Annotated in this window: 24 protein-coding genes; 9 read left to right on the top strand and 15 right to left on the bottom strand. The window is 64.0% G+C overall.

Features of this window, described 5'->3' with window-relative positions:
* Positions 1 to 35: 35 nt before the first annotated feature.
* Entirely contained in the window at positions 36 to 488 is a 453-nt protein-coding gene (locus tag S4A8_RS07330) for a DUF4442 domain-containing protein (protein WP_353219650.1), read from the bottom strand.
* Between the two features lie 50 nt (positions 489 to 538).
* Here S4A8_RS07330 and S4A8_RS07325 point away from each other — a divergent pair, with 50 nt between their 5' ends.
* The 6 genes from S4A8_RS07325 (at position 539) to S4A8_RS07300 (ending at position 4,253) form a co-directional block, all read left to right on the top strand.
* On the top strand, positions 539 to 1,345 hold the full coding sequence (locus tag S4A8_RS07325) for a phytanoyl-CoA dioxygenase family protein (RefSeq protein ID WP_353219649.1): 807 nt from the start codon (positions 539 to 541) through the stop codon (positions 1,343 to 1,345).
* The gene (locus tag S4A8_RS07320; RefSeq protein WP_353219648.1) at positions 1,338 to 1,748 is read left to right on the top strand and encodes a DUF4174 domain-containing protein; all 411 of its coding nucleotides are present in this window, start codon (positions 1,338 to 1,340) and stop codon (positions 1,746 to 1,748) included. Before S4A8_RS07325 ends, S4A8_RS07320 begins: the two co-directional genes overlap by 8 nt.
* A complete protein-coding gene (locus tag S4A8_RS07315) occupies positions 1,745 to 2,122 on the top strand; it encodes a DUF2237 family protein (RefSeq protein WP_353219647.1) in 378 nt (125 codons plus the stop codon). The genes S4A8_RS07320 and S4A8_RS07315 overlap by 4 nt, the downstream gene beginning before the upstream one ends.
* Before the next feature lie 108 nt (positions 2,123 to 2,230).
* Positions 2,231 to 3,607, top strand: coding sequence for a WS/DGAT/MGAT family O-acyltransferase (locus S4A8_RS07310; RefSeq protein ID WP_353219646.1), 1,377 nt, complete (start codon positions 2,231 to 2,233; stop codon positions 3,605 to 3,607).
* Positions 3,604 to 3,927, top strand: a complete 324-nt coding sequence (locus S4A8_RS07305; protein WP_353219645.1) for a hypothetical protein — start codon at positions 3,604 to 3,606, stop codon at positions 3,925 to 3,927. The genes S4A8_RS07310 and S4A8_RS07305 overlap by 4 nt, the downstream gene beginning before the upstream one ends.
* A complete protein-coding gene (locus tag S4A8_RS07300) occupies positions 3,924 to 4,253 on the top strand; it encodes a hypothetical protein (RefSeq protein WP_353219644.1) in 330 nt (109 codons plus the stop codon). The genes S4A8_RS07305 and S4A8_RS07300 overlap by 4 nt, the downstream gene beginning before the upstream one ends.
* 5 nt (positions 4,254 to 4,258) lie before the next feature.
* On the opposite strand, the gene S4A8_RS07295 is transcribed toward S4A8_RS07300, so the two are convergent.
* From S4A8_RS07295 to S4A8_RS07265, 7 genes are all read right to left on the bottom strand, one after another.
* Positions 4,259 to 4,894 (bottom strand): LysE family translocator, encoded by a 636-nt coding sequence (locus S4A8_RS07295; protein ID WP_353219838.1) that lies wholly within the window; start codon positions 4,892 to 4,894, stop codon positions 4,259 to 4,261.
* 20 nt (positions 4,895 to 4,914) lie between these two features.
* On the bottom strand, positions 4,915 to 6,132 hold the full coding sequence (locus tag S4A8_RS07290) for a YbfB/YjiJ family MFS transporter (protein ID WP_353219643.1): 1,218 nt from the start codon (positions 6,130 to 6,132) through the stop codon (positions 4,915 to 4,917).
* Entirely contained in the window at positions 6,129 to 7,292 is a 1,164-nt protein-coding gene (locus S4A8_RS07285) for a YbfB/YjiJ family MFS transporter (protein WP_353219642.1), read from the bottom strand. Before S4A8_RS07285 ends, S4A8_RS07290 begins: the two co-directional genes overlap by 4 nt.
* 97 nt (positions 7,293 to 7,389) lie before the next feature.
* A complete protein-coding gene (glpQ, locus tag S4A8_RS07280; RefSeq protein WP_353219837.1) occupies positions 7,390 to 8,376 on the bottom strand; it encodes a glycerophosphodiester phosphodiesterase in 987 nt (328 codons plus the stop codon).
* Between the two features lie 151 nt (positions 8,377 to 8,527).
* Positions 8,528 to 9,418, bottom strand: a complete 891-nt coding sequence (gene tesB / locus S4A8_RS07275; RefSeq protein ID WP_353219641.1) for an acyl-CoA thioesterase II — start codon at positions 9,416 to 9,418, stop codon at positions 8,528 to 8,530.
* A 131-nt stretch (positions 9,419 to 9,549) separates the two neighbouring features.
* On the bottom strand, positions 9,550 to 9,999 hold the full coding sequence (locus tag S4A8_RS07270; RefSeq protein ID WP_353219640.1) for a PaaI family thioesterase: 450 nt from the start codon (positions 9,997 to 9,999) through the stop codon (positions 9,550 to 9,552).
* Entirely contained in the window at positions 9,996 to 10,454 is a 459-nt protein-coding gene (locus S4A8_RS07265) for a PaaI family thioesterase (RefSeq protein WP_353219639.1), read from the bottom strand. Before S4A8_RS07265 ends, S4A8_RS07270 begins: the two co-directional genes overlap by 4 nt.
* A gap of 131 nt (positions 10,455 to 10,585) precedes the next feature.
* Here S4A8_RS07265 and S4A8_RS07260 point away from each other — a divergent pair, with 131 nt between their 5' ends.
* The 3 genes from S4A8_RS07260 to S4A8_RS07250 all read left to right on the top strand — a co-directional run bounded on the left by S4A8_RS07260 (position 10,586) and on the right by S4A8_RS07250 (position 14,118).
* Positions 10,586 to 11,176, top strand: a complete 591-nt coding sequence (locus S4A8_RS07260) for an LON peptidase substrate-binding domain-containing protein (RefSeq protein WP_353219638.1) — start codon at positions 10,586 to 10,588, stop codon at positions 11,174 to 11,176.
* A 150-nt stretch (positions 11,177 to 11,326) separates the two neighbouring features.
* Positions 11,327 to 13,153 carry a L,D-transpeptidase family protein gene (locus S4A8_RS07255; RefSeq protein WP_353219637.1) on the top strand — a complete coding sequence of 609 codons (1,827 nt, stop codon included), beginning with the start codon at positions 11,327 to 11,329 and terminating at the stop codon, positions 13,151 to 13,153.
* Positions 13,150 to 14,118 (top strand): D-Ala-D-Ala carboxypeptidase family metallohydrolase, encoded by a 969-nt coding sequence (locus S4A8_RS07250; RefSeq protein WP_353219636.1) that lies wholly within the window; start codon positions 13,150 to 13,152, stop codon positions 14,116 to 14,118. Before S4A8_RS07255 ends, S4A8_RS07250 begins: the two co-directional genes overlap by 4 nt.
* Before the next feature lie 770 nt (positions 14,119 to 14,888).
* Here S4A8_RS07250 and S4A8_RS07245 read toward each other — a convergent pair.
* From S4A8_RS07245 to S4A8_RS07215, 7 genes are all read right to left on the bottom strand, one after another.
* Positions 14,889 to 15,326, bottom strand: a complete 438-nt coding sequence (locus S4A8_RS07245; protein WP_353219635.1) for an acetyltransferase — start codon at positions 15,324 to 15,326, stop codon at positions 14,889 to 14,891.
* A 209-nt stretch (positions 15,327 to 15,535) separates the two neighbouring features.
* Complete coding sequence (locus tag S4A8_RS07240; RefSeq protein WP_353219634.1) at positions 15,536 to 16,549, bottom strand: DUF302 domain-containing protein; 1,014 nt, start codon at positions 16,547 to 16,549, stop codon at positions 15,536 to 15,538.
* A gap of 31 nt (positions 16,550 to 16,580) precedes the next feature.
* A complete protein-coding gene (locus S4A8_RS07235) occupies positions 16,581 to 17,630 on the bottom strand; it encodes an ion transporter (RefSeq protein ID WP_353219633.1) in 1,050 nt (349 codons plus the stop codon).
* Positions 17,627 to 19,117: a patatin-like phospholipase family protein gene (locus S4A8_RS07230; protein ID WP_353219632.1), complete on the bottom strand. Its 1,491-nt coding sequence runs from the start codon at positions 19,115 to 19,117 to the stop codon at positions 17,627 to 17,629. Before S4A8_RS07230 ends, S4A8_RS07235 begins: the two co-directional genes overlap by 4 nt.
* 291 nt (positions 19,118 to 19,408) lie before the next feature.
* A complete protein-coding gene (locus S4A8_RS07225; protein ID WP_353219631.1) occupies positions 19,409 to 20,416 on the bottom strand; it encodes a ligase-associated DNA damage response exonuclease in 1,008 nt (335 codons plus the stop codon).
* Between the two features lie 347 nt (positions 20,417 to 20,763).
* Positions 20,764 to 22,566, bottom strand: coding sequence for a tetratricopeptide repeat-containing sulfotransferase family protein (locus S4A8_RS07220; RefSeq protein WP_353219630.1), 1,803 nt, complete (start codon positions 22,564 to 22,566; stop codon positions 20,764 to 20,766).
* A gap of 130 nt (positions 22,567 to 22,696) precedes the next feature.
* Positions 22,697 to 24,100, bottom strand: coding sequence for a DcaP family trimeric outer membrane transporter (locus S4A8_RS07215; RefSeq protein WP_353219629.1), 1,404 nt, complete (start codon positions 24,098 to 24,100; stop codon positions 22,697 to 22,699).
* Positions 24,101 to 24,243 lie beyond the last annotated feature (143 nt).

Raw genomic sequence — 24,243 nt, 5'->3', positions numbered from 1 at the left:
GTCTATCTACGACACAGACATCCCGGTGGATGAGTTCAGCCCCGCGGCCCCAACCGATAACGCACGATCGCCGAGGCCACGAGCACATCGTCGCCGTCGTGCATGAGCACTTCGATATCGCGCTCGACCTGCTCGCCCGAGGCCGGCACCGACCAGCGCGCACTGGCCATGATCGCCCCGCGTGCCTTGGCGTGATAATTCACACCCAGATGCACGGCAATTCCGCGCATGTCCGCGGGCAGGCTGTAGAGCACCGACAGGCCGGCCGTGGTTTCGGCCAGCGTCGATAGTGCACAGGCATGGATACTATTGAGATGATTGCGATTGGATCGCTTGTCGGGCATGCGCAGGCGCGCCTGGCCATCGGCCAGCGCCACGACCCGCGCGCCGATACTGCCCGAATAGGGCGCGACGAAGCCGATGCCGCGCGAAATCAGGCGGCGCCCGCCGGGCAGCGCATAAATCGAGCGAATATCGGGCAACTTCATTGCACGTCCTTGCGTATGGCACGGTAGGCCGCAAGTTTAAGCCAATGCGCATGAACACCACGATCGACACCTCGCTACAGCCCGCCCTGACGCCGGCCCAGCGTGCGCTTTTCGAAAGCGAGGGCTATCTGATCATGCGCGCTCTGGCCCCCGCCGAACGCGTCAACGAATTGCGCCGGGTGACCGAGGAACACGTGGCCGCCCGCATCGCGCCCATCGAATATGAAGCCGATGTCGCCTATCCCGGCGCGCCCGCCAGCCGCTCAGCCGAAGGCGGCGATACCCCGCGCCGCCTGCGCCAGGCCTATGATCGCGACGCGGTGTTTGCCGACTGGGCGACCGATACGCGCCTGACCGCGATCGTGGCGCAATTACTGGCCAGCGATACGGTCTATTTGAGCCGCAATCATCACAACTGCGTGATGACCAAGTCGCCGCGCTATTCCACTGCCACGGCCTGGCATCGCGACCTGCGTTACTGGGCGTTTGAGACGCCGCGGCTGGTCAATGCCTGGCTCGCACTCGGCGAGGAAACACCGGCCAACGGCTGCATGCGCCTGTTGCCGGGCACCCAGCGCCTGCATTTCGCGGCCGACCGGCTCGACGATGCCCAGTTCCTGCGCGAAGACCGGCCTGATAACCGGTCGCTCATCGCGTCGGCGATCAATGCCGAACTCGCCCCCGGCGATGTGCTGTTCTTCGATGCCGGCCTGTTTCATGCCGCCGGCGCCAATACCACCGACGAGCGCAAGCTTTCGATGGTGACCACTTACTACGGATCGGACAACGCGCCGATGCCCGATACGCGGTCGGCGCGACTTCAACCCATCATCGCAAGAGCTCCTGCCCATGCGTAGATTGCTACTCGCCAGCCTTTTCTCCACGCTCATCGTCGCCGGCAGCGCAGGCGCGGCCACGCTCGACGATCTGCGCTGGGATTATCGCGTGATCGCGGTATTCACACCCACCGATACCGCCGGCCAGGCAACAGCCGACGAACTGTCCAATACGGTCGGCATTGCCGAGCGCGATATCGCCTGGTTCGTGGTCAGCCCCGACGCGCTGCACAGCAACCTGTCGCAGCCGATCGAACGCGCCTCGATCACTGGCCTGCACCAGACCGGCGGCTTCGAAGCCGTGCTGGTCGGCAAGGACGGCGGCGTGAAGGCACGCCAGGGCGAGTCGCTCGATATTCATGCCTTCTTCGACGCCATAGACAGCATGCCCATGCGCCAACAGGAAATGCAGCAGCAACAATGACATCGATACCCGCACGCAACGTCCTCGGCGAGCCATTGGCCGGCTGCTGTGATGCACCGACCACCGGTTTCTATCGCGATGGCTACTGTCGAACCGGCAGCGCGGATATCGGCCGCCACGTGATTTGTGCCGTACTCACCGACGCGTTTCTCGAATTCTCGGCCAGCCGCGGTAACGACCTATCCACGCCGCGGCCCGAATTCGATTTTCCCGGCCTCAAAGCCGGCGATCGCTGGTGCTTGTGTGCCGCGCGCTGGACCGAGGCGCTCGAGGCCGGGGTGGCCCCGCGTGTGGCACTGACCGCGACCGACGAAGCGGCACTTGAGATCGTCGATCTGGCCGCACTCAAAGCCCACGCCATCGATCTGTCCTGATTTTCGTCGTCGCACTATGACGGGGACTATGCGCAGCCATGGTGCAGGCGCTAGTCTCGGGAGTTTGGGCGTGTCGTTCGGCAAGGCGCCCGCGTATCCGGAGACGCCATGCAGTTGCTTAACCCCGTCGATCAGATTTTTCTGCGTCTGGAAGGGCGCCACCAGCCCATGCATGTCGGCGGCTTGCAGCTGTTCTCCATGCCCGAGGATGCCGGCCCCAACTACGTTCGCGAGATCGTGGAGAAGGCGCGCAGCTTTACCGATGTGCAGCCGCCCTTCGATCGCCGCCTGAAATACCGCTTCGGCCAGCCGTTCTGGGTCGACGACGACGGCTTCGATCTGGAATACCACGTCCGCCATCTGGCCCTGCCCGCGCCGGGGGCGATCCGCGATCTGCTGGCGCTGGTCTCCATGCTGCACGGCGCGCTGCTCGATCGCTCGCGGCCGATGTGGGAGACCTATGTCATCGAGGGCGTCACCGATAACCGGTTTGCCGTGTATACGAAGTTTCATCACTCGCTCATGGACGGCATTAGTGCGATGCGCGTGATGCGCCGCTCGCTCAACGATGCGCCCACGCCCGGCGGGCTGCGCGTGCCCTGGCAACTGCCCGAACGCGAGCGCGATCAATCGCAGCGTGGCGGCGCGGCCCCCTGGCAGGGCGCCTGGAAAGCCGCGGCGGCCACCTCACGCCAGGTTGCGGCCATGCCGCGGGTCGGCCAGCAGGTGTTCTCGGCCTGGCAGCAGGCCCGCGAAGAACCGGATTTCACCGCTTTCAAACAGGCGCCGATGTGCATGCTCAACCGGCGCATCAGCGGCTCGCGCCGGTTTGCAGCCCAGTCGTATTCGTTGAGCCGTATCAAGAGCCTGGCCAAGCATTACGATGCCACGGTCAACGATATCGTGCTGGCGATGTGTGCCAGCGCGTTGCGCGAATACCTGCTCGGCCAGGATGCGCTGCCCGATGAGCCGCTGGTGGCGATGTTGCCGGTCTCCCTGCATACCGCCGACAGCGGCACGGGCAACAAGGTCGCGATGATCTTCGCCAGTCTGGCCACCGACGTGGTCGATCCGGTGGAACGCCTGGCTGCCATCCAGCATTCGGTCGAACACTGGAAATGCCGCTACAAGACCATGACCAGCGAACAGATCATGGGCTTTACCGCCGCGCTGGCCGCACCGGCCGGGGTAAATCTGCTCACCGGTATCGCGCCGCGCCGTCAGGCCTTCAATGTGGTGATTTCCAACGTGCCCGGCCCGAGTGAAACGCTCTACTACGGCGATGCGAAACTCGAAGGCATGTATCCGGTGTCGATCGTGCTCGACGGTCAGGCGCTCAATATCAGCCTGGCCAGCTATCGCGACTCGCTCGAGTTCGGCCTGCTGGCCTGTCGTCGTTCGCTGCCGAGCATGCAGCATATGCTCCAGTACCTGGCTGACGCGCTGGACGACCTCGAGGCCGGCCTCGGCGATCACCAGACGTGAGCCGCGCCAGGCCGCGCTGGCGCGCGATCGGCCGTTTTCTGGCCGTACAACTGGCGATCGTGCTGTTGGCGATCGCGCCGATGCTCGTGTCCGTGGCCGCCGGGCAGCTCGGCGCGGCGCTGGGTTGTACGGTCAACGAAGCCGGCCCGCATCCCTGCCCGCTCTGGGGCATGGATATCGGCAACACGCTTTCCACCGCGGGCGTATTCGGCTGGCTGACGCTGGCCACACTGCCAGCCGGCGCCATACTGTGGCTGGCGCATATCCTGTATACGCTCGTACGGTTGGTGCGCACCTACCGCCAACGATCCGGGCCATGAGCGCGACGCCCGATACGCCAGCGCGTTGTGCGCTATGCGGGCGGGCCGGCGTGCGCACCACCCGCCATCACCTGATTCCGCGGCGGACCCATCGGCTCAAGCGTATTCGCAAGCGCTTCGACCGCGAACAACGCCTGGGCGCGATCCTGCATATCTGCCGGCCCTGTCATAGCCATATCCACGCGGTGCTGGGCGAAAAGGAACTCGCCGAACGCTACAACTCGCGGGCCGCCCTGCTCGCCCATCCGGATATCGCCCAGTTCGTCGACTGGCTGGCCGACAAGCCCGCCGGCTTTCGTCCGCGTATCCGCAAGCCCAAGAGCTAGGACAGCTAGGTCCGCGACACCGCCGCCAGTCGTGCCCCGAGCGCGATGAACAACGAACCCAGGGCGCGGTCGAGCCAGCGCTGCACGCGCACGTTGGCACGCAGGCGCCGGGCAAAGGTTGCGGCAAACCACACCATCGGCGGCTCGACGAATGCGGCCACGACGATGATCAGGCAACCGTGTAGAAAAAGCTGGGCGGCCACCGGGCCGGCCCCCGGCACGACGAACTGCGGCAGAAACGCCAGAAAGAACATCGCCACCTTCGGGTTGAGCGCGGCCACCAGTACGCCGCGGCCAAAGGTCGCACGTGCCGACACCGCCTGGACGGGCATCTGCGGCATCGCCTCGCCGCTGGCACGCCAGGCCTGAATGCCCAGCCAGACCAGATACGCCGCGCCGAGATACTTGACCAGCGCGAATGCTGCAGCCGAGCTGGCCAGCACGGCCGACAGGCCCAGTGCGGCCAGCACCACATGCACGAAAGCCCCGGTCCAGACACCGCCCATCGCCACGAAGCCCGCGCGCCGACCACGGCGCAGCGAATGCGCCAGCACATAGGCCATATCCGGCCCCGGCGTGAGATTGAGCAATAGCGCCGCGGTAAAGAACGCCGCCCAGTGGGCCACGGAATAGGAAAACAGGGTGGTCATCTCGAATTCGGTCATCGTTTTTGTCCCCGATCAGACCGGCGCCTGTGCGCCCCGATCGCGCCGGCCAGCGAACAGCCGGTCGCCACGAGCAGAATTGCCGCCCCGGCAGCGATCGGCACGGTATAGGTGCCGGCCGCGGCATATAGCCGGGCCATGGCAAAACCGCCGACCGCCTGGGTCGCGGCAAAGGATAGCGTAGCCCAGCCCCAGATCTGGCGCTGGCGCGGCACCGGCGCAAGCGCATGCACGGTGCCGGCGGTGAGCGTGATGATGGCCGGCACCATCGCGCCCACGACAAGCGACGAGATACCCAGCCCGGCGACGCCGACGAACGCCAGCGGCAAAGCCGTGGCCAGCGTCATCAGCACGAAGGCGAGCACCAGCGCCGTGTCGAAGCCCAGCCGCCGCGCGGCCGCCCCGGCCAGCGCCGGGCCGATCACCCCGCCGACGCCCAGCACCAGCCAGTAGCGATTGCCGGTTTCCAGGCCGCGACCGAGTTCACGCGCAATATAGTCCACCCAGTACAACGAATGCGGCACATAGCCGGCCGAACTCAGACCATAGGCCACGATCACCAGGGCGATGATGGCCCAGGGCGTGGCAGGCGTGCGTGATGTCGACTGCCGTGGCGTATCGGCCGGTGCTTCGCCCGGCAGATAGCGCCACACGCCCAACCAGCTCACCCCGGCGAGCACGGCGCCGATGGCAGCAGTCGCCAGCCAGGTCGCGCCCACGCCGAAGCTGGCCAGCCACGGCACGATCAGACTCACGCCCATGGTGCCGACGCCAATACCGGTGAAGATCGTGGCCGAGGCGCCCGGGCGGCGCGCTTCGGGCATACGCGCCATGATCGCCGGCGTAACCACGATCGTGAGCGTGGCCGCGGCCATACCGGCAAGCAGACGCCAGAAGCCGTAACCGATCATGCCCCAGGGCCAGGCACAGGCGGCCAGGCTTGCGACCAGCGCGATCAGGCAGCTGGCGATCGCCCGCCGCGGGCCAAGCCAGTGTGCGTAACGATTCGCCCCGGCCGCGCCGATGAGATAGCCCAGCAGGTTGATCGCACCCAGGCGGGCGGTCTGCTGCGCACTGAACCAGCCGGCCTCGACAAGCGGCGTGATCAAGGGCGTGAATACATAGCGACCAAAACCCACGCCCAGCAACAGCGCCACCGCGCCGGCCAGCGGCAGCCGCCAGAGCCCGCCCGGCATATCGCGTTCGACGCTCATCGCGGATGGCGCAACGCGGCGGCCGTGGCGCTGAGACTGGCCAGGGCGAGTGCGGCCGCGGCAATCGCGAACAAGGGCCGATAACTACCCAACACTTCATAACCCCAGGACATCCCGTAGGCGCCCGCAGCCTGGGCCAGAGCAAAACTCAACGTGGCCCAGCCCCAGAGTTGTTGCTGACGGTGGGGCGGCACAAGGGCAGCGATCGCCCCCGAGGTGAGTGTGACCGCGCCGGGAATCAACATGCCGACGAAGAACGACGACAAACCCAAGGCTATCGCATGCGTGGAGAGCACTGGCAACAGCACGGCGATCGTCTTGACCGTCAGCGCCAGCGCCAGGGCGGGGCGAAAACGCAGCCGCGACGCCATGAACCCGGCGACCACCGGCCCGCACATCGCCCCCAGGCCAAAGACCACCCAATAACCGCTGCCGGTTTTCAGCCCTTCGCCCAGCTCGCGGGCAATGTAATCCACCCAGAACAACGTATGCGGCACGAACCCGGCCGCATCCAGGCCATAGGCCGCGATCACCAGAAACAAGGCCAGCGCCGCCGGCAGCGGCGTATCGGCATGGCCGTGGGACGTACTGCGCGGCAACGGCGCCAGATTGACGAACACCGCAAACCAGGCCCAGCCGGCGAGTACGGTGGCGACGCCCCCCAGCGCCAGCCAGGTCGGCGCCACGCCGACATCGGCCAGCCACGGCACGACCGTACCGCTGGCCATGATACCCAGCCCGATGCCCGTGAATACCAGCGCGCTGGTATAGGCGCGCGTACCGACTGCAACGCGCGACAACGCCGCCGGGACGCCGACCACCACCAGCATCGCGCCGGTGATGCCACAGGTCAGACGCCAGAAGCCGTACCAGATTGCGCCCCAGTCCAGCGCGCAGGCATAGAGACTGGCCACGGTGAGCACAAGACAGGTCGCCAGCACGGCACGCACGCCCACGATCAACGTCGCCCGATGGGCCGTGGCCGCGCCGATGAGATAGCCCAGCAGATTGATCGCGCCCAGGTAGGCGGCGGCATGCGACGAAAACCAGTGCGCTTCGACCAGCGCCGGGATCAGCGGCGTGTAGGCAAAACGCGCCAAACCGATACCGAGCAGCGTACAAACACCGCCGGCCAGGCCAAGGCGGGTGGCAGAACTCATGGGCATGAATGGTCAATACAGCGACAAGGCGCGGCGAGTGTGCCACGAATTGGCACGACACTCCCGGTCGGCGGGCGAAGCCCGGCCTCAGTGAACGCTACCGCGGGTGCAGCCGGGCGCGATAATCGGGATGGACGATTTCGACCGCGATATCGGTAAAGTCGGTGAACAGCCCGTCGACACCGTAGTCGAAATAATACTGGCGCAGTTCGTCTTCCAGACGCGGCGTACCGGGCGGCAACTGGTCGGCACGGAATGTATAGGGGTGCACCTGCAGTCCGCGGGCGTGGGCGTGTTCGACCAGCGCGCCGTCGGTGTCGGCGATACGCTTTTTATCCGGGCCGATACCGTCGGCGTACTGGGCGATGGCGTCGAGCCCGGCCGGGGTGACCAGCGCGTCGTAGGCCGGCGCATGGCTGATCAACTGGATCATGGGCAGATCGCTACCCAGGGTTTCGCGCATCTCGCGCAGGTTGTCGAAACCGAAACTCTGAATGAATACCTTCGCATGGCGCCCGGCGTAGCCGTATTCGGCCAGGCGTGCGAGCAGGACCCGCTCGATGGGCAGGTTTTCGTCGTCGTGAAACACCGGCGCCTTGGTTTCCGGATAGATCCCCACATCGCGCCCTGTTTCGCGATTAAGCGACTGCACGAGCTCGACCAGCGACACGAAAGTGGGCACCTTGAAGCCCTGGGCATCGGCCTTGAAACGCCCGGGGAACACACGTGTACCGTCCGTTTTGGTGCGTTCGGTGACGTTGAGCTGCTGAATTTCGGCGAGGGTGAAATCCGCCGCATACCAGCGGCCATCGGCCCGCGCACGCTGCGGGAACTGTTGCTCGACATCGGTGGTGGATTCCAGATGGATATCGTGCAGACAGATCAGGTGCTGATCGGCGGTCATTACCAGATCGGGCTCGATATAGTCCGCGCCCAGCGCATAGGCCATGGCATAGGCGGGCAGCGTATGTTCGGGCAGATAGCCGGAAGCGCCGCGATGGGCGATCACGATCTTGGCGTTTGCGCTCATGGGCGGATTCCTGTGGTCCGGACCGCTAGCGGCGTCGGCACGCGCGCTGGCCATCAGCGGCAACACCGCCAGCATGGACAGCGATACGATAAAAACGAGCCCAGGCCAGTGACGCCGCATGCCACGCCTCTTTCGGATCGCAGGCGCATTCCTGCCCTGCCATGGTCGTTCACCGCGATGACATTTTCATAACCGCGCGAGGCCGTTACTCGCGCGGCTTGCGCTGGCGAATCAGCCCTTCCTGGGCCACCGAGGCCACCAGATGACCGTCGCGATTGAAAATCAACCCGCGCGACAGCCCGCGGGAATCCTGGGCGCCGGGACTATCCATGGCATAAAGCAGCCATTCGTCGACCCGAAGCGCCCGATGAAACCAGATCGCATGGTCGATGCTGGCCATCTGCATGCCCGGGGTGAAAAACGACACCCCGTGCGGAAACAGCGATGTCGCCAACAGATTGAAATCGCTGGCATAAGTCAGAACCGCACGATGTACGGACTGATCGTCGGGCAGCGGCGCCTTGGCCTTGAACCAGACATGCTGAATGGGCTCGCGCTTGTCCGGATCGAGCATGTTCCAGGGCTTGACCGCGCGCATGTCGATAGCGACCTCGCGCCCGACGGCCTCGCGCAGCGATTCCGGCACCCGGTCGAGCGAATCCACCCAGGCCCGGCGCAGCTCGTCGTGGCTGGCCAGTTCTTCCGGGCCGACCACGTCCGGCATGGTCATCTGATGGGTATAGCCGGACTCTTCGATATGAAACGAAGCCAGCATGGAAAAGATCGGCCGGCCGTGCTGGATCGCCTGAACGCGGCGCGTGGCAAAGCTTTTGCCATCGCGGATGTTATCGACCTCATAGACGATCGCCGCCTGCATGTCGCCCGGGCGCAGGAAATAGCCGTGCATGGAATGGGCCTGCTGCGACGCGTCCACCGTGCGCGTGGCCGCGACCATGGCCTGACCGGCCACCTGACCGCCGAACACGCTCTTGCCGCCGATATCGCGCGAACTACCGCGAAACAGCCGCTGCTCCAGCGGTTCCAGATCGAGTTGATCAAGCAGATCCTGAACCAGACGTTGTCCATCCCCTGACATCGTGCACACGCTCCTTCACGAACCGCCGACCGGCAGCGATTCATCTTTGTAATTCAATACGGCAGGCCTGCCGCGATGGCTGTATAGCGCCTTAGTCTAATTCAAACGCAGGCCAGGCCACGCCGGCTGGCTCATTCGCTGTCGCCATCGACGGCACGCAACAGAAAATCGGCACGCGCAAAGGCGATCGGCCGCTCGCGATCATCCTGCCAGCACTCGGCCTGTACCTGGGCAATCCGCCGGCCCGAGCGAATCAACCGACACTGGCAGTAACAGTCCACCGCCGCTGCCGAGCGCCAGTAGTCGATCGAGAAATCCACGGGATAGGGAATCCGCGTCTGCGACTCGGCGATCAACACCTCGAACTGCATGGCCAGTTCCAGCAAGCTGGCCACCGTACCGCCATGCAGTGCCGGCAGGCGCTGACTGCCGATCAGCTCGTCGCGATAAGGCATGCGATAGACGCGTGCCTGGCCGTCTTCGGCGTGCTCGATACGGATATCCAGATAAGCCGCATAGGGAATCGCGGCCACGAGATCATCGCTATTCCGTGTCGGGTTCGAATCGCTGACGTCACTCATGGCTGAATCTGCTTGCCGGTGCGCATGAACGCCGCCGTACACAACGAAACCGCGCGCTCGCGATCGCCCTGATGCAGGGTCGCACGCACGAAACCCACACAGCGGGTCACGTGATAACACTCGGCTTCGATCCATAACCCCTGGCCGGCTACCGCCGGGCGCAGATAATCCATGCGCAGATCGAGCGTGGCGATGGTTTCCAGCCCCGGCAGGGCCAGAAACACGGCCAGTCCGCAGGTGCTGTCGGCTGCGGCCATACCTACCGCGGTATGCCACAGGCCCGCGCCCGGATCGCCAAGAAAACATTCGCGATAATCGAGTGCGGTCACTACGCGCTTGGTTTCGACATCGGCCACCCGCAATCCGATCGCCTGGTTATAGGGAATCCGGGCATTGAAGCGGGCCGCGATCTCGGCGCGGATGGCCGGATCGCGTTTGTCGAGTTGTTCGTACATGCCGCGCAACGATAGCCGGGGCCCTGCCGACTGTCCATGTGTCGGCGTTTTCGGCGCCACGGGCCACGAGCGGGTAAGATGAACCCTGCGGCATGCGCTGCTTCATTTTTGAACGTTTTGGCCCCGTGCCCATGGATCACTCCGATTACGCGCTGTTTCCTCTGAGCACGGTCGTGTTCCCCGGCGGTATCATGCCGCTGCGGATCTTCGAGCCGCGCTATCTGGATATGGTCGCGCGCTGCATGGAGTCCGCGACCGGCTTTGGCATCTGTGCGGCGCGCCCGGCCGAGAACAAACACGAATTCAGCAGTCCGCGTGCGGTCGGCACCCTGGTGGACATCGTGGATTTCGACCGCCTCGACGACGGCGCGCTCGGTATCACGGTCAAGGGCCGGCAACGCTTCGAGGTGTTGTCCACGCGCCAGGCCGAGAATGGCCTGTGGTCGGGCACGATCGATTTCATCGATGAAGACGCCGACAGCGCCTGCCCGATCGAATTCTCGCCGCTCAAGCAGATCGCCGCGGCGCTGATCGAGGAAATCGGCCTGCCCTACGAGGCCGGCAGCCGCAGCTACGACTCGGCGAGCTGGCTGTCGGCACGCCTGACCGAACTGCTGCCTTTCGATGCGGCGACCAAACACGACCTGCTGGCCACCAACGATCCGCTGGAGCGCCTGCGCCGCATCCGGCCCATGATCGAAATCGAAAACGCCCGTTCCTGATCCGGCACCAAGCCCACGGGCCGACTGCCGGTTTTCAGTCACTTCGCAGCCGTCGGCTGCGGCGTGCTGTCGCGCCTAGCGACGATGACGGATGTGTTCGCGCCGTGGCTGCGATAGCATCGGGTCAGCAAAACGACAACCCGATATGCCGTGATCACTTTTAACCGCTGGCTTTTGGCCGGCTTTTTCGTGCTCGCCGCCACCGGCTGCAGCAGCACCCCGGAACCGACCACAACGACTGCCGCGCCAGCGACGAACAGCGCAAGCCGCGATAATAGCGACGATACAAATCGCCAGCGCGAGCGCGCCACCCCCGCAATCGCCCAGGCACGGGCGATCGCGAACACGCTTGACGATCTGTCCGACGATACCGTCGATAGCGCGGTGGCCGGCTACTATAAAAGCCACAATAACGAAGCCGCCTGGTTCGATGACCAGGGCCGTGCACGTGCCGAGATCAAGACCCTGCTGGATGCGCTTTCGCGCGCCGATCGCCAGGGCCTGGTCACCGCCGACTATGGCTACGAGGCGTTGGCACAGCGTATCGAACGGGCCGATGCCCGACCGGGTGCACTGGACGCCGATACCGTGGCGGCACTCGATATCCGCTTGAGTCAGGCCTTCGTGCGCTATGCCGTCGATCTGCATCAAGGCCGGATCGGGGAAGGCGATCTGCGCCCGCGCTGGTACGAGGACCTGCCGGCGGTCGACTACGCGGGCGCGCTCGAACGCGCGACCCGTGATGGCGATGTCGATGCCGCGCTTACCGAACTGCGCCCACCGCACGACGGCTATACGCGCCTGGTCAAGGCGCTGGCCGACTACCGGGCCATCGTCGATGCCGGCGGCTGGCCCGACGTACCCGATGGGCCGCTGCTGGAAACCGGCGTACGCGATTCGCGTGTGCCCACCCTGCGCAAACGCCTGCAGGCCAGCGGCGACCTCACCCCGGACGCCGCCACGGGCGACAACATCGACGACGGGGTCGCTGCGTTGGAAACGATGGACGAATCCGAAGCGGGCGCGGGCGATACCCGCTCGCCACGCTATGACGCGTCGCTTGCGCGTGCGGTCGAACATTTCCAGCGCCGCCATGGGCTCAAGGTGGATGGCAAGGTCGGCCCCGGTACGCTGGCCGCGCTCAACGTGCCCGCCGAACAGCGCGTGCGCCAGATCGAGATCAACCTGGAGCGCTGGCGCTGGCTGCCCGCCGATCTGGGCGAACGTTATGTGATGGTCAATATCCCGGAATACCGTCTACGCGCCTACTCGGACGGCCAGCCGGCGCTGGAAATGCGTGTCGTGGTGGGCGAGTCCTACAAGGATCGCGCCACGCCGGTTTTTTCCGATGCCATGGAATATCTCGTCTTTCGGCCCTACTGGAACGTACCGCCGGGTATCGCCGCCGATGAAATCGTGCCCAAGGTCCGCAAGGATTCGGGCTATCTGGATAAAAAGCGCTACGAGATCGTGGCCCAGTTCACCCCGGATGCCGAGGTCCTGCCCAACACGCCGGCCAACATCGACAAGGTCGAAGCCGGCGATCTGTACGTACGCCAGCGTGGCGGCAGCAGCAATGCGCTGGGCCTGGTGAAGTTCATGTTCCCCAACGAATATGCGGTCTATCTGCACGACAGTCCGGCCGAGCAGCTGTTCACGCGTACCGAGCGTGATTTCAGCCATGGTTGTGTGCGCGTGCAATACCCGGATCAGCTCGCCGAGTTCGTGCTCGCCGAGCAACCGGACTGGGACGCCGCGCGTATCGACAAGGCCCTGCACGAGGGCGAGCGCCAACGCGTTCAGCTGGATGAATCCATCCCGGTCTATCTGGCTTACTGGACTGCCTTCGTCGACGACGCCGGCGTGAATTTCAGAGCCGACCTCTACGACAACGACCCGCGCGTGGAAGCCGCCATGCGCCAGGTTCAGCGCGCGACACCCAACGATGCCCCGGCCGCCGGCGCCGGCTCGATTTGAGCCGTCGCGCCGCAGCCTGGCTGTTGCTGGCAGCCTTGTGCACGCCCGCCGCCCAGGCGCGTCTGCTACTCGACGATAGCCTGAACGTGGGTGAACGCCCCCAGGCGACGTTCACCCTGCGCGTCGACGGCCAAGCCCTGGATTCCTCGATCCAGGCCGCGTTCGTCATGCCCGGCCAGCGGATCACGATCGGCGTACGCGATCTGGCCGACAATGCGACGATGATTCTGCAGACCTCGGGCGCGGGCGTGCTCGAACAGGTCTCGGCGAACCGCTGGCGCTGGCAGGCGCCCACGAAACCCGGGCTCTACCCGCTGGCGCTCTACAACCGCGACGACATGAGCCGGCGACGACTGAACGTGTTCGTTAAAAAGCCGATCAATGCGCGCCAGTCCGAGCTCGACGGCTATCGTATCGGCCATTACGAACCGCATGGACTGCGCGGGCGGGCCAGTTCCGCGCCGCCCGACGGACTGGTACAGGTCACCCACGCCAATCGGGATGTCGCCTTGTCCGCGCATTTCACCCTTGGCCAGTTCCTGTGCCACCAACAACCGGATCACTGGCCAAAATACCTGCTGATCCGCCCGCGCCTGCTGGAAAAGCTCGAGCGCACCCATGCCGCGCTCGCCGAGGCCGGGTTCCAGCTCGATACGATCACTGTCATGAGCGGCTATCGCACACCCTGGTATAACGCCGATATTGGCAATACCACCGTCTACAGCCAGCATCTGTTCGGCAGCGCGGCCGATATCTTCGTGGACGCCGACGGCGACGGGCGTATGGACGATCTAAACGGCGATGGCACCATCGATACCGCCGATGCGCGCTGGCTCGCCGATCTGGTGGAAACCGTGGTCGCCGAACATCCCACGCTTGCCGGCGGCATGAGCGTTTATCCGGCCAATTCCCGCCACGGCCCGTTCGTACATATCGACGTACGCGGCGTGCGCGTTCGCTGGTAGCGCCCAGGAACGCGTTTCCCCCTGCCCTGCGTTAAATCTTGTTGATGATGGATGAAATCCGGCTGGCTTTCCCAAGCAGGCAGGTTGTCCGCAAATGAACGCGAAGACGATGGCTTCGTTCTTCGAGCGTAACCGCAGATTTCGCGGATTACACAGATGAGTAAGGGGGCAACACATGCGCCATACGGCCGCGGTTTCTTGTCTTGGATCTGTGTGATCTGCGTCGATCTGCGGACTGATCCATTTGGCTGCTGCCACCAAAGCCAAGGCGTCAATACAGCCCGATCGCCCATTCCGGCCAAATAATCAATCGGCGTAATCTGCGTAATCTGCGGATAAACAGTTACTTGATTATTTACGAGCCCAGCTGGCTTATCTCAAGCAAGCGGATTGTCCGCAAATGAACGCGAAGACACGCGAATAAGGCAAAAAGACACAGTTCTCGAAGGTCGACCGTTAAAGCCAATCCGCATACGCAGCACGATGTCTGCGGATTTCGGAAATCGACCGTGCGATGGCTTCGTTCTTCAAGCCGTAACCGCAGATTTCGCAGATTACACAGATGAGTAAGCGCGCGGGATATTCGTCACACGGCCGCGGTTTCTTGTCTGGGATCTGTGTGATCTGCGTCGATCTGCGGACTGTTCCATTTGGCTGCTGCCACCAAAGCCAAGGCGTCAATACAGCCCGATCGCCCATTCCGGCCAAATAATCAATCGGCGTAATCTGCGGATAAATAGCTTATTGATATGAAAAATCGGGGCACATGCTTATCGCGCCAGCTGCATATGAAGAAGCGGATACGGCTTACCTTGACCGTCAAGCGGGGAACGACCGATCACCCTAAAGCCCAGATGCTTGTAAAAGCCTAGCGCCTGCGCGTTTTGTTCATTGACGTCTACTTTCGCGCCGCCTTGAGTGCTTATTGCATGCTGGGCAAGTAACGCCCCGACACCTTGGCCGCGCGCTTGCGGTGCTACGAAAAGCATCTCGATATTGGCATCGCTCACACCGCAGAACCCCAGGATTTCGCCGTCCTCGCGCTTGGCAACACTCAGGCTGACAGCCTTGAAATACTCATTCAGGATAAGCGGCTTCAGTTCAACGAGGTCACGCTCAGCCAGGAAATCGTGCGTCGCCCGAACCGAGGCCTCCCATATCTCGATAAGCTGCTGATGCTCTGCACTTGCTGCGCTCTCGATCTTCATTAATCGTTCTCTTAGTAGACTCGATTTTTCGAATCACAAAGCGTTCAGGCCCAGATGCATGAACCCGGCCGGCTTTTCTCAAGCAGGCGGATTGTCCGCAAATGAACGCGAAGACACGCGAATAGGACTGAATCGGCGAACTGTTCTTCTGCGCAAACGACGTCCCCACACCCGCGGGCGCCCAGTGCGGGACAGCGATTTTGAGACTATTAGTCGGCGTTGCTGTCCTGGCTCGCGCGCTCGGATGATGCGGCGGCCTCGTCTGCGATATCGGCGAGTAATTCGGCGATCGTGTCGACTTCGTCGTCCCGATTGTCGATATCGTGGCGATCGGCAATAAAGCCCGGATCGTTGTAATAGATTCGCACAGCGCCGTCGCTGGCCTGCACGACCAGCATCTTCTGGGGCAGGTCAATGCCAATGGTCTGGTTCGAACGCATGAGCGGCGTACCCACGCGCGGATTGCCGAAGATGAACAGGCGGCTCGGGCCGATGCCGGTACCGACGTCCTGGAAATCGATCGTATCGACCCGCGTGAGCGCGTCGCGGCTGTCGATCGCACTGGCCAGGCGATTGACCACGGTATTGAAATCGTCGTCGCTGGGCACGGACCTGATGCCCTCGCCTTCGGCAATACCGGCCGCACTGGCACGAATATCCAGATCGGCATTGGCGGCGGTGCTCACCACGGCTTCCAGATCGTCGTCGACGCCGTCGAGGGTCGCGTTTTCGACATCGTCGAGATCGTAGCGCGCGTCCAGATAGGCCGCGTTGGTGAAAGCCACGCCGGTATCGTCGTCGCTGTCGCGATAAACGAGCACACGCAGGGGCAGATCCAGTGCAACCCGCGCATCGGCGGTGAGCAGCGCACGTTCGCGGTTGCTATCGCGGATGAACAACACCGTGGTCGGGCGCATACTCAGATTGGCCTGATTGGCGTTGGCCTGGTGATCGACTTCGGTACGCACGCTCAGATTGGCGCGATCGGCGATGGCATCGCGCAAAGCCGTACGCGTGGCATCGAAGCCGCGCCCGGAGACCGCCAGACTCAAGCCCGGAATATTGGTTTCGGCGGCCGGCGGGGTGTTGTCGTTTTCGTCGCTGTCGTCGTCGCCATCGAGCATGTCGCTCCACTCACAGCCGGAAACCGCGACCACCAGCAGCAGCAGGCCAAACATGAACGCAACGCGACGGGCTTTGCCAAACGATATGAAAGTCATCATGAACCCTCGAACAAACGACCGGCCTTCGATCCTACTCGAAATGCTCGCGCCAGCGCTGTACCGCGACCTGTTCCTTGACCAGATCCAGGATTTCGATAACCGCATCGCGCAGCTCGGAATTCTGGCCGATATCGTCGGCGAGCAGGCGCGTGATCACGCTGTCGGTGACATTCTGAACCAGCGCGTCGAAATCCGCCGATGATAATCCGTCGACGGCCTCGTCGAGAATATTGTTCACCGTTTCGGTAATGGCATCGTCCAGCGCATGGGTGACGAAGCTGCCGAGCATGGGCACACGCTCGAGATTGCGTAGTGCGGTGTTGTTGTTGACCCCGCGGTTGACGACATTGGCCACATAGGCCTGCAATTCGTCGCGATTGGCCTTGTAGGCAGCCATGATCGCGTTTTCGATATGCGTGCTGGTGGCATTGACCAGGCGCTGCTGGCGCGGCTGGATGACTTCGCGCACTACCCGGTGCGACAGCTCCTGACCGCCGCTTTCCAGTTCTTCCTGGGCGCCGGAGAGCACCTTGATGACCACGCGATCGGAAATCTCCTCGACCACGATGTCGTAATAGACCATGAAGGTCTTGTAGACCGCCCAGTTGCGGATATCGATTACGCCCAGGCGTTGCAGGCGCATGAGGATCGTGACCACGCGCAGCACGCGCAGAAAACGAAAGCCGGCTACCGGAATACAGCCGAGCACGTCATACCAACGCGCGAACGGATAGAAATACCAGCGGTAATAACGCTGCTGCACGATGGCCAGCACCCAGCCGGCCAGCACATCAGCCACGAAGATGGCCACGAACGCGAGATCGATGGCCACGAAGTTTTCGTGTACCGCGCTTTCATACCAGCCATGCATACCCGGTGCGACCGAGGCGAACACATCGGCCAGCGGGCCGATGGCAAACAGGGCATCGAAGAGAATCAACGCGAGATTGAGCGATACCAGCACGATGATCGCCAGATCCCAGAGCAGAAACAGCCGCTCGCTGAGCGTACGATCACCGGTGACAACGGCGAATGGCCGCGGCGGGTGTTCTTCTTGTGCCTGCGGATCGCGCTCGCTCACGAGGCACGCGCCTGGGCTGCGTCGGAGAACAGGCTCACCGCGCGCAGCATTTCACGCACCTCGGGCATACGGGCGTCCATTTCCTGATAACCCCAGCCGACCGACAGATCGAGTGCGTCGGGACTGGGTACGATATTCAACGGCGACAGGGTGCGATCGAAGCGCACCATGGTATCGGCATAGACCCGGTTGACCCGCATCTGCATCTGTACGGTCTGGGTGATCGGCCACAGCCACAGATTCTTGGCGTCCACGCGCGGAAAGAAACAGTCGAAGGCCAGATAATAGGCATTGCGGGTGGCTGCGCGTCCGGCCGCCACGCCGCGCCAGGCAGCGCGCGCCGGCACATTGTCGGCCACGCCCCCGTCGACGATCGCAGCCAGTTCGCGGGTGGCCATGAGCTCGGCGAAGATCTCGCGGGTCACACCGGCGCCGGGGCCCGGTTCGTATTGCAGAATGCTGGGCACGGCCGCGGAAAACCCGGCGGCGTCCACGGCGTGCACCTGGCGGGTGTCGGTATCGCGCCCGAGCACGATGGGTTCCACCACGTCGGCACTGAAAAACTGGAGTAGCCGGGCGAAACGCGCGGCCACGCGCATCCACATCGGCAACCAGCGCTCGGCGCCCTCGTTGGGCGAACGGACATCCGATGGCAGACGTTCGTAGGGTCGGCGACGGATGCCGGCGACCACGAGATCCAGCGGGATCTCCATTTCATCCAGCCGCAGCGGCCGGCGCAGATCGCCGGTGGACATGCGCTGATGCAAGGCACGCAGGTGCAGATGCAACAGCCCCGGCAGACAGAATTCACTGCGCCGGCGGGCGGCAGTGAAGATATCGCCGTTCTTGAGCTTGCGAGCGAAATCCAGATAGTCGCCCACATCGGCATGCCGACGCTGGGCCCGAAACAGCCCCAGAATCGCGCCAATCGAGTTACCGACCATATAGTCGGGAATCAGCCCGTCTTCCATGAGGCGGGCGAACGCGCCGGCATAGACATAGCCAGCACCACCGCCCCCACCTGCCACGATGACCAGCGAGCGCTTGCCCGCCTCGCGATCGAGCGCTGCCGCGTCGAAGTCGTCGGCATGGGTGGCCAGCAGTTCCCGACGCAACTCGATACAGCGTCGTCGTGCCTCGGGCACGGCTTCATGGCAATACAGCAATTTCTGTTCGGCCGTGGCCGAGCCGCGCAGGCGATCGTAGAGATGTTCGAGCAGCCAGGCGCGCAGCGGCATGATGCGCGCGGCATCGACCTCGATATCGCGCCGCGTGCCGGGAATACGAAACACATGCAAACGCGCCATCCCCAGGGCATAGCGCAGGCATTCATAGTCGGTCTGCGACACGCTCGAGGGCGCGGCCAGCCAGGCGCGCACGAGCGAACGTTCCATGCGCTGGAGCTGCAGGCGTTCGCGCTCGTCACGATCGGCCGCGGCGTTCTGCCCGACCGGACTCGAGACATCGGCGCCGACCGAAGCACTCATCCGCGGTCCGGCCCGGCCTGCGAGGTGCCGACAAGACCGCGCCGGGCCTTCGCCAATGCAGCGGCGCAAACATGGCCGGCGATGCCTGGATTATGTAGTGCGCCCACGCCGCCCGAGGCGCAAGCCAGCGCGTTATCGAATCCAGCGAGCGCAGCCACGCCGGGTTGCGGCGCGGCGCGCTGCCTCGCGGCGGCCGTGATATGCGACATGCGTCTCGCCTTTTCGATCCTGCCTGACAATCTGACCAGCATAACGTACCCACAGGACATATCGGCAGACCATGCGCGCAACTCAACCCTCGTCAGTTTCGAGGCTGTCGGCATATTCGGTGACCAGGGGTGCCGCATCGAGGCCCCGCTCACGCAGATAGGCCACCAGTACGTCGGTACGCCCATGTGTGGCCAGCACGCGGCGGGCGCCGGTCTGTTCGATGGTCCGAATCAGGCCCGGCCAGTCGACATGATCGGAGAGCACGAAGCCGCGATCGTAGCCACGCCGGCGGCGGTTGCCGCGAATCCGCATCCAGCCGGAGGCGAAGCCGGTTTCGTGTTGCTTGAAACGCCGCATCCAGCGCGAACCGGCTGCCGAGGGCGGCGCCATGACCAGCGCGCCGGCAAAATCGGCTTTTCGGTCCTGGGCGCTGACCGGTTCGGTAGGCAGCATGGCGATGCCGGCATCGCGATAGATCTGGGTCAGCGGTACCAGCGCGCCGTGCAGATAGACCGTTTCATCGGTCAGGCGCGCCAACTCCGCCAGTAGCCGCTGCGCCTTGCCCAGGGAATAGGAAAACAGCACGCTGGTCTTGCCGGCCGCAGCATTGGCCTGCCACCAGGCATGGATATCGGCCGCCACGTCCGCGGTATCCGCCCAGCGATAGACCGGCAATGCAAAGGTGGCCTCGGTGATGAACGTGTCGCAGGGCACGACTTCGAAATCGGCACAGGTCGGATCCGCATCGCGCTTGTAGTCGCCGGATGCGACCCAGACCTCGCCATCGACCTCGACCCGGATCTGTGCCGAGCCAAGCACATGCCCGGCCGGATGAAACGAGACCCGCGCCGTACCGAATGTCAGTTCCTGGCCATACGCGACACCGGTGAGCGCGATCGCGCTGCCCAGCCGCTTGTAGAGGATCGGCGCGCTTTGCGTGGTGGCCCAGTAGTGGCCGTGCCCGCTACGGGCATGGTCGGCATGGGCGTGGGTGATCAAGGCACGCTCGACCGGACGCCACGGGTCGATATGAAAATCGCCGGCCGCGCAGTAGAGGCCCTTGTCGGTGAGTTCGATCACAGCGGCCATGGCCGTCTCCGGGTCGTCGCGTGGCACGGTCTTGCGCATGGATGAGCGCCCGCCCGCTTCGCTTCGGCAAACATTTTGTCCGTCGATGAACGCGAACAAACGCCAATGCGGGGAAGCCAGATCGCTTGAAGCGTCGGTGATCAGCGCTTCACGCCCCATGCTGACATGGGTACCTGATCCATCATACAGAAAGCCCCTGGCGCCAGGCGCGATCCAGACGACACCCGCACACATCGGCTTCCATTCGCGTTTCCTGGCCTGCATTCGCGTGCATTCGCGTGCATTCGCGGACCGTTGCAAAACGCCGCTTGATTAGGCGAACGGCACAACCGCAACGACGTCGGCGTTTACGCCCCGTTGGCCAGACTTTCGCGCAGCGGCCCCAGCCAGGGCTCGTAGGCCTTCCAGCGCGCCAGCGAGGATTGATACACGGGCTGGCGTACCTGCCAGACACTGGCGGTACGTACGTCGCGGGCATGGCGATGAAAATCCAGGCAGCGTGCGTCCCAGTCGAGGCCGGTGAATTCGATCAGCCGCCGCGATTCGCGCTCGGGATCGCTTACCAGGGCTTCATAATCGACCGTGAGCATGGACAGCGGCAGATGCGTCTGCCAGTGCGCCGTCAAGCGTTCGTGCTGGCGATAAACATGGCCGACATCGCCCAGATCGTAGGCGAAGCGCAGCCCGCGGCTGAAAAGCTGAAAATAACAGGACAGGGCATTGTCCATGGCCTCGCGGCGACAATAGATCACTCGGGCATTGGGCAGAATCAACGCGACAAGCCCCAGCCAGAGCATATTGAACGGCATCTTGTCGGTCACCCGCGCGGCATCCGGGGCACGGGCTTCGAGCCCGCCCAGATAGCGCGCGGCCAGCGTCGCGGCATCGGCTGACGATAGCCGCTCGAGACATTCCGGATAGCGCTTATCGGACCCGGTCACCGCCGGCAGTTCGCGGGCCAAACGCGCGATATCGCTGAGTTCGCCCGCGCCGTAGGCCTGCGGATGGCTGGCAATGATCTGCTCGACCAGACTCGTGCCCGAGCGCGGCATACCCACGATCAGCAGCGGGCGCTCGCTGGCATCGCCCATGTTCTCACGCGCGTCGAAGAAATCCTGCGTACAGCAGGCCAAGATACGCTCGATACGCTTGTCGAACACGCGCCGGTCAAACGGGTAACGGCGCGCATGCAGGCGGTTGCCGGCCTCGAAATGGCCAAAGGCCTGCTCGGGCAGCTGCTGGGCATCGAAATACTGGCCGAGCGCAAAATGCATATGGCTACGTGCGATGTCGTCGAGCTTCGGATCGGCCATCGCGCGCTGCATTGCCGCGCGGCGTGTGTCGGACAACTCGTAGCGGCGGTTGGTCATCAAGGCGGCATAGACCCAGCCCAGACGGTCATCCAGATCGAGTGCCCGTTCGAAATGCCGTGTCGAGGCCTCGAACTGACCCAGACTCTGATAGGCGCTGCCCAGCCCCGCCTCGGCACGGGCAGTATCCGGCGCCTCGGCCAGCACGGCCTCGTAGCCCGCAGCCGCCCGTTCGTAGGCGCCAATGCCTGCCCACGCCGCGGCAAGGTCGCAGCGGGTGGCGATATCCGCGCCGAGCGCTGCTTCGGCCTGGTGCAGGCACGTGGCGGCGTCGTCGGGGGCCCCCCGTTCGAATAGCAGGCCCGCGCTGTGTAAATAGGGTGCCAGCAGCGATGGGGCGGCTTCGCGCAATTCGTCATAAACCGCCAGTGCGGCCTCGCTGTGGCCCGCCGTGGCGAGGACATCGGCCAGATCGAGGCCATTCTGGACGCGCTCGGGCTGCAGCGCCCAGGCCCGCCGGTAGGCTGCGATCGCGCCCGCCAGATCGGCGCGCGCACGCAGCAAGCCAGCCAGGCTATGGTGATAGACAGCATTGGCCGGCTGCTGGTCGACCGCGCGGCGCAGCAGCTTGACCGCCGTCTCGCCGTCGCCGCGCTGGTGGGCGAGCAGCGCACGCATACGCAGCGCTTCGGCATAGTCGGAGTCGCGCCGCTTGATACGCCGGTAACAGGCGTCGGCTTCGTCGAAGCGCCCGGCACGATGCAGCGCGATGCCCTCGGCCAGTGCCGCGGACGGCGCGTTTTGTGCGTTTCGAGGGCGGGATACAGAACGACGACTCATGCGCGCATCCTAACCTGTCGCTCGGCTCGGCGCGCCGGGACATGCCGAACCGCGCCCACAAAAAAGCCCCGGCGAACCGGGGCTTCGAAGTGCCCGGCGCGTACGCCGGGCCATGTCATACAGCCACGTTCTAGAAGTTGTAGATCGTGGAGAACTGTACGTTCTGGGCATCGGCGTCGACGCCGCCCTGGGTCTCGTAGTCCACGCGGTTGTACTCGATACCGAAGGTCAGCGGATCGACCGGCGTGTAGAGCAGGTTCACATGGGCCGACGACGAGCTGTCGTGCAGGTCATCCGTGCTGCCGACGAAATCGTCGGGATTCTCGGAGTAGGCCTTGCCGTAGATCAGATTCGTGGTGAGCGTCGAGGTGAGCTCCTGCGAAAGCGTGGCGATGAAGCCGTAGCGCTCGAGCGCTTCCAGGTCGCCGTCGTTGGTCACGTAGGCGTCGGCACCGCCGGCCGGTGCATAGACGTACTTACCAATGCCCTTGCCGTACACGCTGGAAAGCATGAACGTGGTGCCGCTCGACAGCGACAGCGAACCACCGAGGTTCAGGCCGTAACCAACCACGGAATCCTCGTCGGAACCATCGCCGCCGGTGACGTCGTTCACGTCGGCCTTGAGATAACGGCCGATGGCGGCCGCTTGCACGCTGAACGGACCGCTCGAGCTCTGAAGACGAACCACCATGTCCGGCAGGGTATTTTCCGTGCCCGTGCCATCCTCGAGGCCACGGAAATCCGGGTCAGTGTCATCACCGGCCAGGACCGTGCCGCCACCCGGATTCTCAAGTGAGAAATCGACACTGGTGTTTTCACCGGCGTCCATGGTGTAGCGCACCTGCGCCTGACGCTCGAACAGCTGCGCCTGCGGGCCGTAGAAGTTGAGCGTGGTGCCGTAGTTGAAGTCCGAGAAGGTGGACCAGTCACGACCGATCAGCCAGTTGCCGAGGGTCAGATAGGCACGACGTACACGCGGAGACGGGCCGCCGTCGAAGCTGTCGTCGTACGGGCTGCCGTAGAAATCCATTTCGATATAGCCGCCGACGTCACCGAAATCGGTGGGCGTCGTGGTGGCAATCTTCAGGCGCGTCTGCTTGACGGTGGCGCCAAGGTCCGCATCACCGGGATGGTCGGTGCCTTTGGCGTTGTACGTGCCGATCGCGTCTGACGGACCGAGCGAGGTGCCGTGGTCGTCTTCGAAATCGTAGATAGCGTCGAACTTGAGGTAACCGTTGATCTTCACGTTGGTGTCGCCAACCATGAAGCCTTCGCCGTCTTCCGACTTGGAGACGAGCTGCTTGTCCGAGCGCGGCGAATCCTGTGCCTGCTTCAGCTGATCCTGCTGCGCCTGCAACTCGTCGAAGCGCTGCTGCATCTGCTGAATCTGATCGCGCAGTTGCTGCATCTGTTCCTGCTGGCTCTGAGCCATGGCCGGAACGGCCGAAAACAACAACGGTACCGCGACCGCCGTGCCAATGACGCCGCGCACAGACGCGCGAACCTTGTCCGATTTGAACGTACTCGTGCTCACCCCTTTTCTCCCTGAGATAAAAGCTGGATCCCCCTGACCGTGTCCCACCACGATCCGGCTTGGCGGCTACGTTACCCCACATAGGCAGGGCATTGCCAAGTACAAGCCGAACCGATGCGGTCGCGGCCCAGACCCGCCAAGTA

It is taken from the genome of Salinisphaera sp. S4-8 (assembly GCF_040361235.1).
Classification (GTDB): Bacteria; Pseudomonadota; Gammaproteobacteria; order Nevskiales; family Salinisphaeraceae; genus Salinisphaera.
The sequence above is the reverse complement of the archived record's forward strand: the minus strand, read 5'-3'. Positions and strand labels throughout refer to the sequence as shown.